The sequence below is a fragment of the Pseudomonas synxantha genome, assembly GCF_900105675.1.
In the GTDB taxonomy this organism is placed as follows: Bacteria; Pseudomonadota; Gammaproteobacteria; order Pseudomonadales; family Pseudomonadaceae; genus Aquipseudomonas; species Aquipseudomonas synxantha.
This window is the reverse complement of sequence record NZ_LT629786.1, coordinates 3,249,779-3,265,458: the sequence shown is the minus strand read 5'-3', so window position 1 is coordinate 3,265,458 and position 15,680 is coordinate 3,249,779. Positions and strand designations below refer to the sequence as shown.

The window sequence follows — 15,680 nt, the reverse complement described above, 5'->3', positions numbered from 1 at the left end:
ACCTGCGCCGCAGGCGACGTTGGATCAAGCTGGCTTGACTGTATTCAAGCCCTCGTCGCAGGCAGCCGGCCGGGTTGTTTTGCCCCCGGGGCTGATCACCAGCATATCCGCGCTAAAAATTAATTGCACATAAAATAAATAAGTGTTCATAATTTGCCGAAACTGAACCTGATAAGGAGAAAAAAATGAGTTCAGAACCTGCGCAGTTCAAGGCCGTGGCAGACCGTAGCCGCTGCTGTGGTTATGGCTTGTGTGCCACGATCTGCCCCAGTGTCTACAAACTCGACGCCGATGGCCTGGTGTACTTCGACGATGCCCGCGTGCCTGTGGAGCTTGAAGAAGAAGCACGCGAAGGTGCCGCAGCGTGTCCGGCCGAAGCCATCTGGCTGGAGCCCATCACCGCCGCAGACGACGCCGTTTGAATCGGCGCGCATGCGCTTTGGGATAACCACACGCTGAGGAGAGGTCGATGGGACGTTTACACAATAAGGTGGCCTTGATCACCGGTACCGGCGGCGGCCAAGGGCGTGCTGCAGCACTGCGCTTTGCCCGCGAGGGCGCCATCGTGGTCGGTTGCGACTTTGTCGCCGAGGGCCATGAGCAGACCGCCGAATTGATGCGCGCCGAAGGTTTCACCCTTTACGGCAGTGCCCCGGTCGACCTGGGCGACCACGAGCAAGCCAAGGCCTGGATCGATGCCGCCGTCGCCGAGCACGGGCGTATCGATATCCTCTACAACAACGCTTCGGCCGCGCGTTTCGGGCTGGTCAGCGAACTGTCGATCGAAGATTGGCAGTACACAATGCGTAACGAAATCGACCTGCTGTTCTACACCACCAAATACGCCTGGAACCACTTGGCCGAGCAGCGCGGGGTGATCATCAATGTGTCGTCCACTGCCGCCTGGGGCGGCTCGAAGGTCGCGGGCATCAGTGCCCACTCGGCCGCCAAAGGCGCGGTGGTGTCGTTCACCCGGCAGCTTGCCGTAGAGGGCGCACCGTTCGGCATACGGGCGGTCAGCCTGAGCCCCGGATTCGTCGCTACCCCCGGCACCCGTCCGTTCCTGGAAGACGCCAAGCTGCGCGCGATGCTGCTGGACGGCGTGCTGATGGACCGTCCCGGTGAACCCGAGGAAGTGGTGGCGCTGGCGGTCTTCGTGGCGTCCGATGAGGCGTCCTTCATTACCGGCTCGGACTTTGTCATCGACGGCGGCTTACTGGCGGTCTAGCCAGCGCCGCACCGTTTCATCTCGAACAATAAAAAGGTGAAAAAACGTGGACATCATCGGCATCGGTTACATGGGTTTCGAAACCCCGCACCTGGACGCGTGGCGTGAATACGGCCCGCAGGTGATGGGCTTCGGCATAGGCAAAAACCCCGAGAGCGACCCGGATTCGCTGTACTTCAAGATCGACGATCGTCGCCACCGGTTTGCATTCCACCCCGGTGAGGTCGACCGTATCGCCTATATCGGTTGGGAGGCCATCGGTCGTATGGCGTTCGAGGCCGGTATCAAGAAACTTGAGGCTGCCAAGGTCGAATACACGCGCGGCGATGCGCAATTCTGCGAGCTGCGCGGTGTGCGCGAGGTGGTGCGTTTTCGCGACCCGGTCGGCTATCGGCACGAGCTGTTCTACGGGCAGAAATGGCTGCCACGTTCGTTCCAGCCCGGGCGCCCGCACAGTGGTTTTCTCGCCGATGAGCGGGGCGCCGGCCATGTGGTGTTGATCACGCCGGACTACACCCACGAGCTGGAAGACTTTCTGCTCAACGTGATGGGGTTCAGTTGGTATGGCGCGGGTGCGGGCAAGGGCCGCACCGGGTTCTTTCGCTCCAAGCTCAACCACCACACCAGCCACGACATTGCCTATGGCCACGGGCCGGGGCGGATGGGCGTGCAACACGTGGGCTTGTTTGTGCGCAATGTGCGCGATGTCGGCGAAACCTACGACATTGTGCGCCAGCGCGAACTGCCGATGATGATGACCCTGGGCCAGCATGCCCAGGACCCGCACCTGTCGTTCTACCATTTCACCCCCTCGGGTTTTGCCTTCGAAACCATTGCCGAAATCGAGCCGTGGCAGGGCGATCCCTACGAGCTGAACCCTGAAAAGCTCAGCCTGTGGGGGCATGAAATGGTCGGGCCGATCCTGGGTGCCAGTGTCAAGACGCCCGAAGAGGTGCTCGACGCCGAGTACTTGCCCATCTACCTGGCCAAGCGCTGACATGCGCATTGCGCGGGTCGAGGTGGGCGGCAGGGCATTCTGGGCGCTGCTTGAAGATGAGACCCACCGCCTGCGGCCCATTAATGCACCGTTCGCACACTGGGCCGGGTTAACGGGGGCGCAGGCGTTGGATGCCCTGGACCTGGGGCCTGAACGCCTGCCCCGGTCCGCCGCTCGGCTGCTTCCACCCCTGGAGCCTGGCGGGCGGGTGTTTGGCGTCGGTTTGAATTACCCCAGCCATTTGCAACGCCTGGGCAGCACGGTGCCGGCCCACCCCTTGGCCTACATGAAGCCTGAATCGGCTCTGGTGGGGGCCAATGATGAGATCCACTATCCACCCCTGACCACCCAGCTCGATTACGAAGTCGAACTTGTCGCCGTGATTGGCCGGCCGCTGCTCGATGAGCCGCGCGCCAGCCATTGCCTGTTGGGCTACACGGTCGGCAACGACATCAGCGCACGGGACGCCGGCAAACAGATCGGCCGCCTGGACTTGCTGACCCAGAAGGCCATGGACCGCACCACACCCGTCGGCCCGTGGATCGTCACGCCTGACGAGTTGGGTGTGAGAGGGCAGCCGATGTTGAACATGCAACTGACTGTCAACGATGAGCTACGCCAGCAGGACAACACCCGGCAGATGATTTTCCCGCTGGACGAGCTGCTCAACTACCTCGATGCGCGCATCACCCTGCGCCCCGGAGACCTGGTGTTTACCGGGTCCAGCCATGGTGTCGGGCTGGAAACAGGGCGCTTCCTGCAGCCAGGCGATCGCGTCGATGCGCAGATCAGCGGTGTCGGCCGTTTGCGCAACACCATTGCCGCGCCGCGCGCCCTGAGTGGCGCGCGGGCAAAGGGCAGGTTGGGTCAACCGCTGGCGTAAACCGGCGTTCCTAAACAATGAATTCCTGGCAGGAGTAACTATGAGCGATGGCTCGGCGTGGGCGCCGTTTCGTAACAAGGCGTTCCGTGGCTTATGGCTGGGCGGTGCGCTGGTCAACTTGGCGATCTGGATGCACACCGTGGGAGCGGCGTGGATCATGACCACGCTGACCCCATCCGCCACCATGGTTTCACTGGTACAAACGGCCGTGACCTTGCCGGTGTTCCTGTTTGCCTTGCCGGGCGGGGTGATCGCAGACCGCGTGGATCGCCGAAACTGGCTGATCATCACCCAGTGCATGATGCTGTTCGCCGCCGTGGTCCTCAGCCTCCTTGCATGGACCGCACACCTTGAAGCACTGGGGTTGCTGGCCTTTACCTTTGTGCTGGGTACCGGCAGTGCCTTGGGCATGTCGGCGTGGATGGTGACCATGGTGGGTGTGCTGCCGCGTGACCAGGTGCCTGCAGCCGTCTCCTTGATTGGCATTGCCATCAATGCCACACGGGCATTGGGCCCCGCGTTGGCAGGCGCGTTGATTGCCTACTGGAGCACCACTCTGGTATTCGTGGTGATCGCCTTGTGCATGTTTGTGGTCATGTTGTTTCTGTTTCGCCTGGCACCCGCGCCGCCCGAGTTTGGCTTGCCGCCGGAAACCCTGGCGGGCGGTATGCGCAGCGGGCTGCGCTATATCCGGCATTCGGCGGTTTTATCCAGCGCGCTGCGACAGGTGTTGGTGTTCACCAGTTGCGCCAGTGCGTTATGGGCATTGATGCCGTTGGTTGCCAAGCAGGAGCTGGGCATGGATGCCGGTGGTTACGGCCTGCTGATGGCATTTCTCGGCGCTGGCGCGGTGTTGTCGGCCATCTGCCTGCCAAAGCTGTACCGAACCTTGAGCCTGCGACGCCTGATCGTCTGCGGTGTGATCGCCTTCAGCGCCGCCACCCTCAGCGCAGCGTTGTCGCATAACCGCGCGGTGGTCTGCGCCATGATGTTGTTGGCAGGTTTTGGCTGGATGGCAGTCAACGCGACCATTTCCACGGTTGTGCAGACCTACGCGGCCAACTGGGTGCGCGCGCGCGTGGCCTCGGTGTACGTGCTGACGTTGATGGGCGCCATGGCGGCCGGTGGCGTGCTATGGGGCGCACTGGCCGAGTACGTGGGGCTCGAGCAGAGCTTGCTACTGGCGACACTGTTGTTGATCGGCGGGCTGATGCTCACTCGCAAGGGGCAGTTCGAGCTGGGCCAGGAAGCGGATTTCGCCCTGGTGGCCCTGACCGAAAAACCCCTGCTGACCGCTACGGTCGCCCACGCCGACGGACCGGTGTCGGTAGAGATCGTCTATCAGGTCACGGATGCGCAGCGCGCGGACTTCCTGAACAGCGTCTACGCAGTGGGCAAGGCGCGTCGGCGCAACGGCGCGCAGAACTGGCGGCTTTACCGCGACATGGCGCAGCCGCAGCTATATGTCGAGCGGTTTACGGTTGAATCCTGGCTCGACTATTTGCGCCAGCAGTTACGCGTCACACAGGCGGACCACGCCCAGGAACGCCTGATAGAGCGCTATCGCTGTGAAGACCTGCAGACGCGTCGGCTGATTTACCAGCCGCCCTTGGCGTCGGTCAGCGATGCGTAGGAAAATTCCCAGATAAAACTTTCACGTAGGGTTTCATTCTCAAGCTAGAATGCCAGCAATCTTTGGTTACCTGGACTGGGCATGGACTCTTCCGACGTCAACGACAGCACTAAATTGGGCACAGCGGTTACCGTCAAGCCGGTTTCCAATGCCATACGCATCCTGCGCTACCTCAGCCAGGTCGGCACGCCCGAACGTTCGGTGGACATCGCCCGACAATTGGCAATCAACCCCAGCACCTGCTTTAACATCCTGCGCACGCTGGTGCAGGAGGATGTGGTGGATTTCAGTGCCATGTCCAAGCGCTACTCGGTCGGCCTGGGCCTGGCGCGGTTGGTGGAACAGCAAGTGACCCAGGGCCATCGTGTGCAGATGGCCAAGCCGCTGCTGCAGAACCTGGCCGCGCGCCTGCGGGTGACGATCACCCTGTGGCGCCGCACCAGCCCGGATCGGATCGTGATCGTCAGCTCCGCCGCCAGCCCGACCGACGTGCGCATCGACATGGCCGAAGGCCAACGCTTGCCACTGCTGATGGGCGCCAGCGGACGCATGTTCGCGACCCAGATCGACATGGAAGACCCTCTGGTGCAAAGCGGTTACGAGACCATCCGCTGGGCCCGACCGTTGCCGCTGGCGACTTATCGCGAGGAGGTCAAACTGGCGGCCGAGCGCGGCTGGGCCATGGACGACGGGCATTTTTCGGTCGGCATCCTGGCGGTGGCGGCGCCGATCTATTCGCCGTCCGACAGCATCGACTTCACCGTCTCGGCCGTGATGTTTCGCGGGCAGCGCGACGAGGAAGGCCTTGCCGAACTGGGCAAGGCGTTGATCGAGTTCTGCAGCGAGGTGGCCTGCGTGCTGTACTGAGGCGCGCGGTTACTCGCGCACCAACAGCAAACTGCCACCCAGCGGGCCGCCGCCGGCAGCCACGGTGCTCACCTCGTGGTCGCGCGTCTGCCTGCCCTCGGCGCGCCCCCACAGTTGCTGGCAAGCCTCATGCACATAGCCCAGGCCATGGGTTCGGCCACCGGACAGTTGGCCGCCATTGGTGTTGATCGGCAGGGCGCCCTCCAGCGCGATGCGGGTACCGCCCTCGACAAACGCGCCGCTTTCACCGGTGGGGCACAGCCCCAGCGCCTCCAGCCAGATCAGCGTCAGAATCGAAAAGCCGTCATACAGCTGCGCAGAGCCGACATCCTGCGGGGTGTAGTCGGTGCGCGCCCACATCATCTGGCCGACATCGAACGCGGCCATCTTCGTCAGCGAGATCTGGTCCCACGACCAGGGCTGGTTGAGTGCCGCGCCCATGGCCTCGATGCGGATAGGGCGGTTGGGCAGGTCCTTGGCAATGTCCCGCCGCGACAGCACGATGGCCGTGGACGCGTCGCAGTGCACGTCACAGTCGAACATACGCAGCGGTGACGAAATCATCCGGGACGCCATGTAGTCATCCATTCTCATTGGCGTGCGGTACACCGCCTTCGGGTTGCGCATGGCGTTGCGGCGGCAGGTCAGGGCAATTTGCGCCAACTGCTCCGGCCGGGTGCCGTACTCATGAAAATGCCGTTGCGCATACAACGCCATCAAGTTGATGCCTGACTGCACGTTGAACGGGGTAAACCATTGCCACGCGAAGCTGCTGTCGCGGCCCTGGGTCTTGTTGGTCAAGGCTCCGGCTTGTTTGTCGACCACGCGTGCCGAGGCCTCGGTGATGGTGCGAAACACCAGCACGTGCTTGCACAGCCCGGCTGCAATCGACATGGCGCCGTTGATCACCCCGGCGAGCGGCCCCGGGCCTTCATAACCGCCGCCGAACCAGTTCACGTTAAGGCCCAGCGCGTTTTTCAATGCGCTCGGGCCCACCGGCGAGAATGCATCGCCGTTGTTGTTGTCGCCCGGCCAGCAGGCCACGCCGTCGATGTCACTGCGCTGCAGGCCAGCGTCGGCGATCGCTTCAAGGCAGGCGTCGACCGTCAGGCGCATGGCCGACAGGCTCGACGGTCGGCCGACTTCGGATTGGCCGACGCCGGTGATTGCCACGTCTTTTTCATACCGATGATCGAACATCATTGATCCTTCTCGAACAGAGGCAACCACACATCCTCGATATTGAGGAAGCTGACCCGCACCGGCATGTCGATGTGCACTTCATCAACTGGCATGCCCACCACATTGCTGACGAACTGCAAGCCGGCCTGTTCCACCAGTTCGATGATCGCCACCACATACGGCACCTCCAGCCCCGGCGTCCAGGGTTGGTGGTTGACGGTGTAACTGAGCACCTTGCCCTTGCCGCTCACCGCCCTGGGCGCCACGTCAAGGCTGGCGCAATGCGGGCAGAGTGGGGCGGGCGGGTGAAAGTACAGGCTGCACGCCGCGCAATGGTGAGCGAACAAGGTGCCCTGTTCACCGCCTTGCCAGAAGGCGCGGTTATCGGCGTTGAGTGCGGGAAGTTTTCTAGGCATGACGTAGTCCGCTGCGAAGTGTTTGACTCGAAGTCGTACGGTATCATTTGAACATATTTTCGAAAAGTGTCATATATTCGCCGTAGTGAATGCGCGAATCGACTGTTCGCGCACTAAAAACAACAAGAGGATTGCGCTATGTCCCAGCCATTACAGGGCAAGAGGATAGTCGTCACCGGTGGGTTCGGTGTGTTGGGCAGCACGCTGGGCAAGTATTTACTGGCGCGCGGTGCGCAGGTGGCCTTGCTCGATCGCAGTGAGGCACCTGCCACGCTGTTGGACACACAAGGCTTGCTGTGCCTGGATGGGGTAGACCTGACGTCGGCAGCGTCGGCCGGCGTTGCCTTTGAACGGGTCGCCGCGCAGTGGGGCGGCATTGACGGCCTGGTCAACGTGGCGGGCGGCTTTGCCTGGGAGACGGTCGAGGAAGGGCAGTTGGAGACCTGGGACCGCCTGTACCAGATCAATCTGCGCACTGCCGTGGTCAGCGCCCAATCGGCGCTGGCGCACCTGGTGGCGGGCAACGCCGGGCGCATCGTCAACATTGGCGCGCTGGCCTCGGTCAAGGCGTCGGCCGGCATGGGCGCGTACGCCGCCTCCAAGGCCGGCGTGGCACGCTTTACCGAAGCCCTGGCGGAAGAACTGAAAGACCGTGGCGTGACCGTGAATGCGGTGTTGCCGAGCATTATCGATACACCGACCAACCGCGCCGATATGCCCGACGCCGACAGCAGCCGCTGGGTTACACCCGAGGCGCTGGCAGCGGTGGTGGCGTTCCTGTTGTCGGATGACGCGGCAGCGGTGACCGGCGCGCTGTTGCCGGTGAGTGGCCGCGTATGAGGCTGGTGACCTACACCGATGCCGAGGGCATTGATCGCGCGGGAGCCTTGTTCAACGACGATCAGCAGGTGCTGGACCTGCAACGCGCCTACCGCGCGGTGCAAGGGCGTGACAGCGCGGCGCTGGGCAGCATTCTCGGGCTGGTGGAGGCTGGCGAGCCGGCGTTGGAGCTGGCGCGTGGCCTGCTGGCCAAAGCACCGGCCGACGCGGTGCTGGAGCGTGCCCATGTGAAGCTGCGCGCACCGATCCAGCCGCCACCGCAAATGCGTGACTGCTCCTGCTTCGAACTGCACCTGCGCCAGAGCTTCGCCGCCGCCCGTCGCGCGCGCGCCCTGCGTACCGACGACCCAGAAGCCACCTTGAAAGCCATGAACACCCGCGCCGATGACCGCGTGATCGAGACCTTCAACGAGCAACCGATCTACTACAAGGGCAACCGCTTTGCGGTGGTCGGTATCGATGATGAATTCCAATGGCCGAGCTTCACCCGGGCGCTGGATTTCGAGTTGGAGTTCGGCTGCTACATCGGCAAGCGTGGCAAGGACATCAGCCGCGAGGCGGCCCGCGGACACATCGTCGGCTACACGATTTTCAACGACATGAGCGCCCGCGATGCCCAGGCCCTGGAAATGCCCGGGATGCTCGGGCCGGCCAAAAGCAAGGACTTCGATACGGCGAACATCATGGGCCCGTGCCTGGTCACCGCTGATGAGCTGGGCGACCCCTATGACCTGAACATGATTGCCCGGGTCAATGGTGAGGAATGGGGGCGTGGCAATACCCGTGACATGCGCTGGCAATTTGAAGATGTGATCGCCCACGTTTCGCGTGATGAAACGCTTCACGCCGGTGAGTTCCTGGGTTCCGGCACCGTGGGTAACGGTTGCGGCCTGGAGCAGTTGCGGTATCTGAAACGCGGTGATGTGGTTGAGCTGGAAATTGACGGTATCGGCGTACTGCGTACCCAAGTGGGCCTAAAGCCTGCCCAGTGAAAGCGGATTCGAGTGATTTCACCCACAAATTGTGCGTGAATTTAGTATACACAAATCTGAAAAGTGTCTTATATTATCTTGCGGCTTACCGCCGTGAAGCCAAGAGTAGGAGGCAAGCATGCTAACAATAACAAGCCCCGTGTTGTCTGATGGAACCAAGGTCTCTGACCTCATCTACCCCTCCAGCCGTGAAGTACAGATGCGCGTGTTGTCTGACCGCGAGATTTACGACCTGGAGATGGAGAAGATCTTCGGCAAGATTTGGGTGCTGCTGGGGCACGAGTCGGAAATTCCGAATTCCGGGGATTTCATGGTGCGTGACCTGGGCTCCGATTCGGTCATTGTTGCGCGCGGCAAAGAAGGCGAAGTCTTCGTCACGCTTAACGTCTGCCCGCACCGTGGTATGCGCATCAGCACCGCTGACTGCGGCAACACGCAAATTCATAAATGCATCTATCACGGCTGGGCCTTCCGTCCCAACGGTGACTTCGTCGGTTCGCCGGTCGAGCGCGAATGCATGCACGGCAAGACGCTGCCCAAGGAAGAGCTGGGCCTGAAGAAGGCCCGGGTCACGTTGTACGGCGGCCTGGTATTCGCTACCTGGAACATCGACGGGCCTTCGTTCGACGAGTTCCTCGGTGACGCCAAGTGGTATTACGACATGCTCTTTTGCCGTTCGGACAAGGGCATGGAAGTGCTTGGCCCGCCGCAGCGCTTCGTGGTCAACGCCAACTGGAAAACCGCCGGCGAGCAATCGGCTGCCGATGGCTTTCACACCCTGACGCTGCACCGCTGGTTGGGTGAAGTGGGCAACTATGCCAAGAAAGGTGAAGGCGAGACCGCCGACCTGAGCCCGGAGATGATCGGCGTTGAGATCAGCTCGCCCCATGGCCATGCGCTGCGCTGCATCGACCTGGCGCGCAAGATCAAGCGCCTCACCGGGCTCGATCCGGCGGAGTTGAGCGTGGAGCAGAAACTCCAGGCACTGCCTCCGGCCGGCATGACCGCCGACATGGTTGAACAGTTGGCGCGCAACCTCAGCGAGGATCAACTGAAAGTCCTCACCACCATGCCCCCGCAAGTGGGTGGGATGTTCCCGAACATTCTCTTCGGCTTTGTCTACATCCCGCAGCCGGACGGCAGCGTAGTCGGCTCCATGACCTTGCACGCCTACGTGCCGCGTGGGCCGGACCAGCTGGAATTCGTCAACTGGGTGTTCGCCGAGAAGGACGCTTCGCCGGAACTGCGCGACAAAATGCTCAAGCAGACCATTCAGCTGTTCGGCACGTCGGGCATGGTTGAACAGGATGACTCCGACACCTGGCCGCACATGACCCTGGCCGCCAAAGGCGCCATGGGCCGCAAGAGCACGCTCAAATACCAGGCCTGCTTTGAAACCGGTGCGCCGGAAGGCTGGCCGGGCCCAGGGATCGTCAACGAAGGCTTCACCAAGGACGACACCCAATGGCACTGGTGGTTGTACTGGCATGAATTGATGACGGCTTCGGACGAGCAGTAAGCCCGTGCCAGGCGGCGCGGCCCTTGCAGGCCGCGCTCGCTGGCAGCGCTCTCTATCAGCACAACAATAACAGTGAGGAAATGACTCATGGCTCAGGTTCAACAACGCGGCGAGGAAGACATCCAGCCGGGTTCTCCGGTGGGCACCAAACGGGTGCCGGTGGGTTCGCCGATCTATAACGACGTGGTGACCTTTCTGTACGAGGAAGCCACGCTGCTCGACCAGATCCGCCTGCAGGAATGGTCCGAGCGCCTGGATACCGACTTGGTGTACACCGTGCCATTGCGCCAGACGCGCCTGGCCGCCGAGCTGAAAACCACCATCGTGCGTACGGTGCAGCATTACCACGACGATTATCGTTCGATCATGGGCCGGGTGTTGCGCCTGTCCGGCAAAAGCGCCTGGGCCGAAGATCCGCCCTCGCGTACGCGTCGTCTGGTGACCAACGTGTTCGTCGAGGAAACCGCCAAGCCGGATGAGTTCGTGGTGACCAGCTATCTGCTGCTGACCCGCAGCCGCTTCAAGGACACTCATGTCGATGTCATCAGTGGCGAACGTCGTGATGTGCTGCGCCTGGGTGAAACCGGGTTCAAGCTGGCGCGCCGTGAGGTCATTCTCGACCAGGCGGTCTTGGGTACGCCAAACCTGGCGGTGTTTCTCTAAGGCACAGGGTCAATGCACAGGACGTGCATTGACCGCTTGCAGCCATGCCTGGTCGTCGGCGCACAGGCGTTCTCGTCGGTCGCTGAAATCCAGGGTCGAACCTTTTATCCGCAGGGCCTGTTCGGCCCTCACCGCCTGCTGGCTGTAACACCGGTTGCTGTTCTCGGCGTGTGCCTGGTCATCGAGGTTGAATGCTCGGCCCATCGAAATCAGCGTGCAACGCCGCAACAGCAGCGCCGCCTCTGCGGCTTCTTCGTTAAGGGTCGCCAGCGCCCAGCGCGCCATGCCTTCACGCAAGTTGACACCGGCGTAGGGGGAGGGCCCTTCGATCAGGGCACCGTTGACTTCCCAGACCAGTTCCTCATGGTTATCCCGTACCAGCGTGGGGCGTGTACGCTGATTGACGCGGCGGTCCACCTGGATGTCATAGCGTCGCGCGGTGGTGCCGCGTGCTGCGGTGGCAATGGCCAGGCCGGCCAGATCGAGCAAATGGGTGCACTGATGGCTGGCGTCGGTTTGCCGGGTGACCGAATGCGCCACGCGATCCAGCGGCATGCCAACCAACTGCTGTAATTGATCGCAAGCCTGCGGGCACATCGAGTACGGATACCGCAGCGCTTCGCCACCGATGGCGATGACTGTGGCGTCTGCATGCCGGACCCAAACGCGAAAGTGGTGAAAGTCGTCTTCCAGGGCGGCGCGCACTTCACCAGAGCCATGGCGGCGGCTGGCGATGATATCCACGCGGCGGCGAAATGCAGTCATCCTCAATATCCTTTGTACTACAGCTGTTCAGGCGTAAGAAATCGGTTATATTTGAACACTATAACCAAAAATGTTCACTAAAAACAAAAAATGGAGTGGCTCATGGCACTGCTAACCGAACAGGTCGCGCTGATCACTGGCGCAGGGGGCGGCATTGGCCGCGGTATTGCGCTCAATTTCGCTAAAGAGGGGGCGGCAGTCGTGGTGGCGGAGCTGGATGTCGCCAGTGGCGAAGCCGTTGTCGCCGAGCTCAAGGCCCTGGGCGCCAGGGCGGTGTTCATCAAGACCGACGTGTGCGTCAAGGCGCAGGTCGAGGCGGCCGTGCAGTTGGCGGTGGATGAATTCGGCGGCCTGGATATCCTCATCAACAATGCCTTCGCCCCCACGCCCAATGTGCTGTTGGAAGACAAGACCGATGCGATGCTTGAACAGACCTTGGGTTCCACCGTGTGGGCGGCCTGGTGGGCGATGCGTGCCGCGCTGCCGCACATGAAGGCGCGCGGCGGTGGCAAGATCGTCAACTTTTACTCCATCGATGTTGAAATCGGCGCCTGGCTGCATGGCGACTACAACACTGCGAAAGCGGCGATCGTCGGGCTGACGCGCAGCGCGGCATCGGAGTGGGGACGCTTCAATGTACGCGTCAACGCCATAGCGCCGACCGCCATGGGCGCGACGTTCCACAAGCTTGCGGCGGAAAACCCGGGTTTTGCCGAAATGTCTGCCTCGATGCGTCCATTGGGTCGCTGTGGCGAGCCAGAGGCTGATATCGGCCCGGCCGTGGTCTTCCTGGCGTCGGAGATGTCGCGCTATATCACTGGGGAAACCATCCACGTGGACGGTGGGCTGCATTTGCCCGGCTACAACTCCCGCCCCAAAGCGGTGCCGGTGCGGGAATACTGAGCCTGGCGCGATAAAAATAGCGCGGCGAGTGCCGCGCTTTTTCTGATGTTGCCGTAGCGCCTATTTCTTGGAGACCACGATAGATGTGGTTTCCAGGTCCCAGGTGGTCGCGGTCTTGCCTTCGTCCCGCAGCAAATACTTGAGCACCCGGCCCTGAGGGTTTTTCGGCAAGCTGCTGCGAAACTCGATGTAGCGCGGCAGGGCATAGTAAGGCACCGAATCCGTCGCCCACTGGAACAGATCTTCGGGCTGCAGCGCTGCGCCTTCATGCAACACCGCCGTGACTTTCACATCGTCCTCGCCCTTGTCGGATGGCACCGCGTGCACCGCCACTTCCGCCAGTGCAGGGTGAACCGCGAACGCAGCTTCCATCTCGAAGCTGGAGATGTTTTCGCCACGGCGCCGCAGGTAATCCTTTTTGCGGTCGACGAAGTAGAAAAAACCCTCGTCGTCGAACTTGCCGATGTCGCCGCTGTGGAACCACATGTTGCGCATCAATTTTTGGGTGTCTTCGGGACGCTTCCAGTAACCCTGGAACATGATGTCCGGGCGCAGCGGGCGTACCACGATCTCGCCGGCGCAGTTGGCGGGCAACTCCTGGTCGAATTCATCAACGATGCGCACGTCAAAGTCGGCAATGCGTTTGCCTGACGAACCCGGTGCGGCGTATTCGCCGGCCGCCAGGGAAGTGATCACGCACGCTTCGGTAAGGCCGTAGCCATTGCCGCCAACCAGCCGCGTGCCGAAACGTTCGCGCCAGAGCTGCTTGGTCTCTTCGGTGTAAGGGTTGCCACGCGCGGTATGGATCTGCCCGACGCAGCGCAGCATCGCATCGTTATCCGGCGCTTGTGCCAGCAGGCCGCCCATGCCGCCGAGGATCGAGGCGATGGTGGCACCCGAGCGTTCCACTTCCGGCCAGAAGTTCGACACCGAGAACCGTGGCAGGATTGCCGCCCGCGCACCCACCAGGATGCTGGCAATGATCGACACGCACAGCGCGTTCATATGGAACAACGGCAGCGGGGTGATGGTGATGTCATCGGCGCTGGCCGGCCCGGCACGCAATTGCAGGCGCGCCAGGTTGCACATGAAGTTGTAGCTGATCATGCAGCCCTTAGATGCGCCGGTGGTGCCGGAGGTGTAGATCAGGCAGGCAAGGTCGGATGGCTGCGGTTTGGTCGGCAGCGGGGTGGCATCGTGGCCACGAAACGCATCCAGCGGCGCGATGCGAATCCGACAGTCTGGAGCGTTCTGCAGCAGGCCGCGATGGAGAATGTGGTGCACGTCATGCAGTTGTTCCGCCAGCGGCGTGATACGCGCCAGGTAAGCGGCTTCGCAAATCACCACCGAAGTGCCGGTATCGGCGATCTGATGTCGCAGAAACTCGCCCTTGAGCGCCGTGTTGATGGGCACGCTGACCGCGCACAACTTGTTGATCGCGAGCCAGGTGGTTACCGCGTCGATGTTGTTGTCCAGCATCGTCAGTACGGTTTCACCGGCCTTGACCCCCAGCACCGTGAGCGCATTGGCCATTTTTGTGGAAAGTGAGTCAACCTCGGCGTATGTGTATAACTCACCACTGAAATCCAGCAATATTTTGTCTGGATGCCTTGCCACTGCACGTTCAAGCGCATCGATGACCGTGTCTCGATCTCCGACGGCCCAGGTCTCGGGATTTCCAGTGCTACCCATATCGGTTCTCCGTTTAGGCGCCCGCAGCGAAGGGGTTACCTGATTTTATTTTGGTGAGAGAATTTGATTCTAAATACAAACTAATAAAATGTCTTTAGGAATAAGTTGAACATGTTGTGTTATTTATGCATAGATCCTGTGCTAATGTTGGCCATCTTTTCTCTTCATGAGCCTGCCAATCCATGCCAAAAACTGCGCCGCAGAAAGCCGAAACGCCTAAGCCAGCTGCGAAAACCCCAAAAATTAAAAAAGCCGCAGTGGCAGAAGCGGCTCCCCGTGCGGTCAAGCCCGTCGAGCGGCGCGCCGGGAACAAAGCCGTGTCCGGTGCACCGGTCAAGCCGAACCGGCGCTCGGAAGAAACCATCGCGAATATCCTCAAGGCCACTGAAGAAGTGGTGTTGATGTCCGGCGCCGAGCGCATTTCGATTCTCGATGTGTGTCAGGTCGCGGGGGTTTCGCGGGGGACTTTTTATCGGTATTTCGCCTCACAAGAAGACCTTTTGGACACGTTTTCGCGACACAAGCGCGAAAGCTTCCACAGTTCGCTGTCCCAGGAACTGGGCCCGATCACCGACCCCGAAGCGCGCCTCAACGCCTTGTTCGCTTACCTCGACAATTACCTGGAACAAAGCCGGGCACGACGCCTGCTGGTCGTGGCGCCGGATTACGCCCTGGGCTTCTTCCGGCGAATTTTTCATGACTCGATCGTGCGTTTTCAGGACGGCCTGAGCATCGTGTTCGACGATTGGGACGACCGGTTGGGCGTTCGCCTGGACCGGGAGTTGGTCTGTGAAATGATCATCCGCTACGTGCTCAGCGAAATTCTGGTGCCGGAAGCGGCAGGGCGACGTCTGTTCCCGATCCGCGTGAAAAAACTGCTCGGGGCCTTGATCATGGGCTCCACGTCGCGCACCCGCCGTTAAACCCCGCGTTTTTCCCGCACCACCTTTAGAGCCCCCGAATTTCGGGGGGCTTTGTGTTTCTGCATGGCTGACTAATCGCAATCTTAAGCGGCGTTTTTTTCGATTCGCGGGCAATTGCGTGTGCTTTTTCTTTGCTTCTCACGCCGCTCGAGCGCTCTGGCTCGGGCGTTCGCACGC

Annotated in this window: 16 protein-coding genes; 12 read left to right on the top strand and 4 right to left on the bottom strand. The window is 61.4% G+C overall.

Translation table 11 applies throughout. The features are described from left to right. Window positions 1-185: 185 nt before the first annotated feature. The 6 genes from BLU48_RS15135 (at window position 186) to BLU48_RS15110 (ending at window position 5,608) form a co-directional block, all read left to right on the top strand. Entirely contained in the window at window positions 186-422 is a 237-nt protein-coding gene (locus tag BLU48_RS15135; protein WP_057023721.1) for a ferredoxin, read from the top strand. Between the two features lie 47 nt (window positions 423-469). Further along, window positions 470-1,228 carry an SDR family NAD(P)-dependent oxidoreductase gene (locus BLU48_RS15130; protein ID WP_057023722.1) on the top strand — a complete coding sequence of 253 codons (759 nt, stop codon included), beginning with the start codon at window positions 470-472 and terminating at the stop codon, window positions 1,226-1,228. Window positions 1,229-1,274: 46 nt separating this feature from the next. Beyond that, on the top strand, window positions 1,275-2,225 hold the full coding sequence (locus BLU48_RS15125; protein ID WP_057023723.1) for a VOC family protein: 951 nt from the start codon (window positions 1,275-1,277) through the stop codon (window positions 2,223-2,225). 1 nt (window position 2,226) lies between these two features. Further along, a complete protein-coding gene (locus tag BLU48_RS15120; protein WP_057023724.1) occupies window positions 2,227-3,108 on the top strand; it encodes a fumarylacetoacetate hydrolase family protein in 882 nt (293 codons plus the stop codon). 40 nt (window positions 3,109-3,148) lie between these two features. Further along, entirely contained in the window at window positions 3,149-4,741 is a 1,593-nt protein-coding gene (locus tag BLU48_RS15115) for an MFS transporter (RefSeq protein ID WP_057023725.1), read from the top strand. 81 nt (window positions 4,742-4,822) lie between these two features. Beyond that, a complete protein-coding gene (locus tag BLU48_RS15110) occupies window positions 4,823-5,608 on the top strand; it encodes an IclR family transcriptional regulator (RefSeq protein WP_057023726.1) in 786 nt (261 codons plus the stop codon). A gap of 9 nt (window positions 5,609-5,617) precedes the next feature. Here BLU48_RS15110 and BLU48_RS15105 read toward each other — a convergent pair whose 3' ends face one another. Both BLU48_RS15105 and BLU48_RS15100 read right to left on the bottom strand, forming a co-directional pair. After that, complete coding sequence (locus tag BLU48_RS15105; RefSeq protein ID WP_057023727.1) at window positions 5,618-6,808, bottom strand: thiolase family protein; 1,191 nt, start codon at window positions 6,806-6,808, stop codon at window positions 5,618-5,620. Further along, window positions 6,808-7,206: a Zn-ribbon domain-containing OB-fold protein gene (locus BLU48_RS15100; protein ID WP_057023728.1), complete on the bottom strand. Its 399-nt coding sequence runs from the start codon at window positions 7,204-7,206 to the stop codon at window positions 6,808-6,810. The genes BLU48_RS15105 and BLU48_RS15100 overlap by 1 nt, the downstream gene beginning before the upstream one ends. Before the next feature lie 138 nt (window positions 7,207-7,344). On the opposite strand from BLU48_RS15100, the gene BLU48_RS15095 reads away from it, so the two are divergent. From BLU48_RS15095 to BLU48_RS15080, 4 genes are all read left to right on the top strand, one after another. Continuing rightward, window positions 7,345-8,046, top strand: coding sequence for an SDR family NAD(P)-dependent oxidoreductase (locus BLU48_RS15095; protein ID WP_057023729.1), 702 nt, complete (start codon window positions 7,345-7,347; stop codon window positions 8,044-8,046). Further along, window positions 8,043-9,038: a fumarylacetoacetate hydrolase family protein gene (locus tag BLU48_RS15090; protein WP_057023730.1), complete on the top strand. Its 996-nt coding sequence runs from the start codon at window positions 8,043-8,045 to the stop codon at window positions 9,036-9,038. The genes BLU48_RS15095 and BLU48_RS15090 overlap by 4 nt, the downstream gene beginning before the upstream one ends. Window positions 9,039-9,156: 118 nt before the next feature. Then, on the top strand, window positions 9,157-10,557 hold the full coding sequence (locus BLU48_RS15085) for an aromatic ring-hydroxylating dioxygenase subunit alpha (protein ID WP_057023731.1): 1,401 nt from the start codon (window positions 9,157-9,159) through the stop codon (window positions 10,555-10,557). 87 nt (window positions 10,558-10,644) lie between these two features. Beyond that, complete coding sequence (locus BLU48_RS15080) at window positions 10,645-11,220, top strand: aromatic-ring-hydroxylating dioxygenase subunit beta (RefSeq protein ID WP_057023732.1); 576 nt, start codon at window positions 10,645-10,647, stop codon at window positions 11,218-11,220. Between the two features lie 9 nt (window positions 11,221-11,229). Here BLU48_RS15080 and BLU48_RS15075 read toward each other — a convergent pair whose 3' ends face one another. Next, a complete protein-coding gene (locus tag BLU48_RS15075) occupies window positions 11,230-11,985 on the bottom strand; it encodes a DUF2889 domain-containing protein (protein ID WP_057023733.1) in 756 nt (251 codons plus the stop codon). Window positions 11,986-12,087: 102 nt separating this feature from the next. On the opposite strand from BLU48_RS15075, the gene BLU48_RS15070 reads away from it, so the two are divergent. Next, window positions 12,088-12,888: an SDR family NAD(P)-dependent oxidoreductase gene (locus BLU48_RS15070; protein WP_057023734.1), complete on the top strand. Its 801-nt coding sequence runs from the start codon at window positions 12,088-12,090 to the stop codon at window positions 12,886-12,888. Between the two features lie 60 nt (window positions 12,889-12,948). Here the strand turns inward: BLU48_RS15070 and BLU48_RS15065 are convergent, their stop codons facing one another. Next, window positions 12,949-14,580, bottom strand: coding sequence for an ATP-dependent acyl-CoA ligase (locus BLU48_RS15065; protein WP_057023735.1), 1,632 nt, complete (start codon window positions 14,578-14,580; stop codon window positions 12,949-12,951). A gap of 182 nt (window positions 14,581-14,762) precedes the next feature. On the opposite strand from BLU48_RS15065, the gene BLU48_RS15060 reads away from it, so the two are divergent. Beyond that, entirely contained in the window at window positions 14,763-15,503 is a 741-nt protein-coding gene (locus tag BLU48_RS15060) for a TetR/AcrR family transcriptional regulator (protein WP_057023736.1), read from the top strand. Window positions 15,504-15,680: the final 177 nt, after the last annotated feature.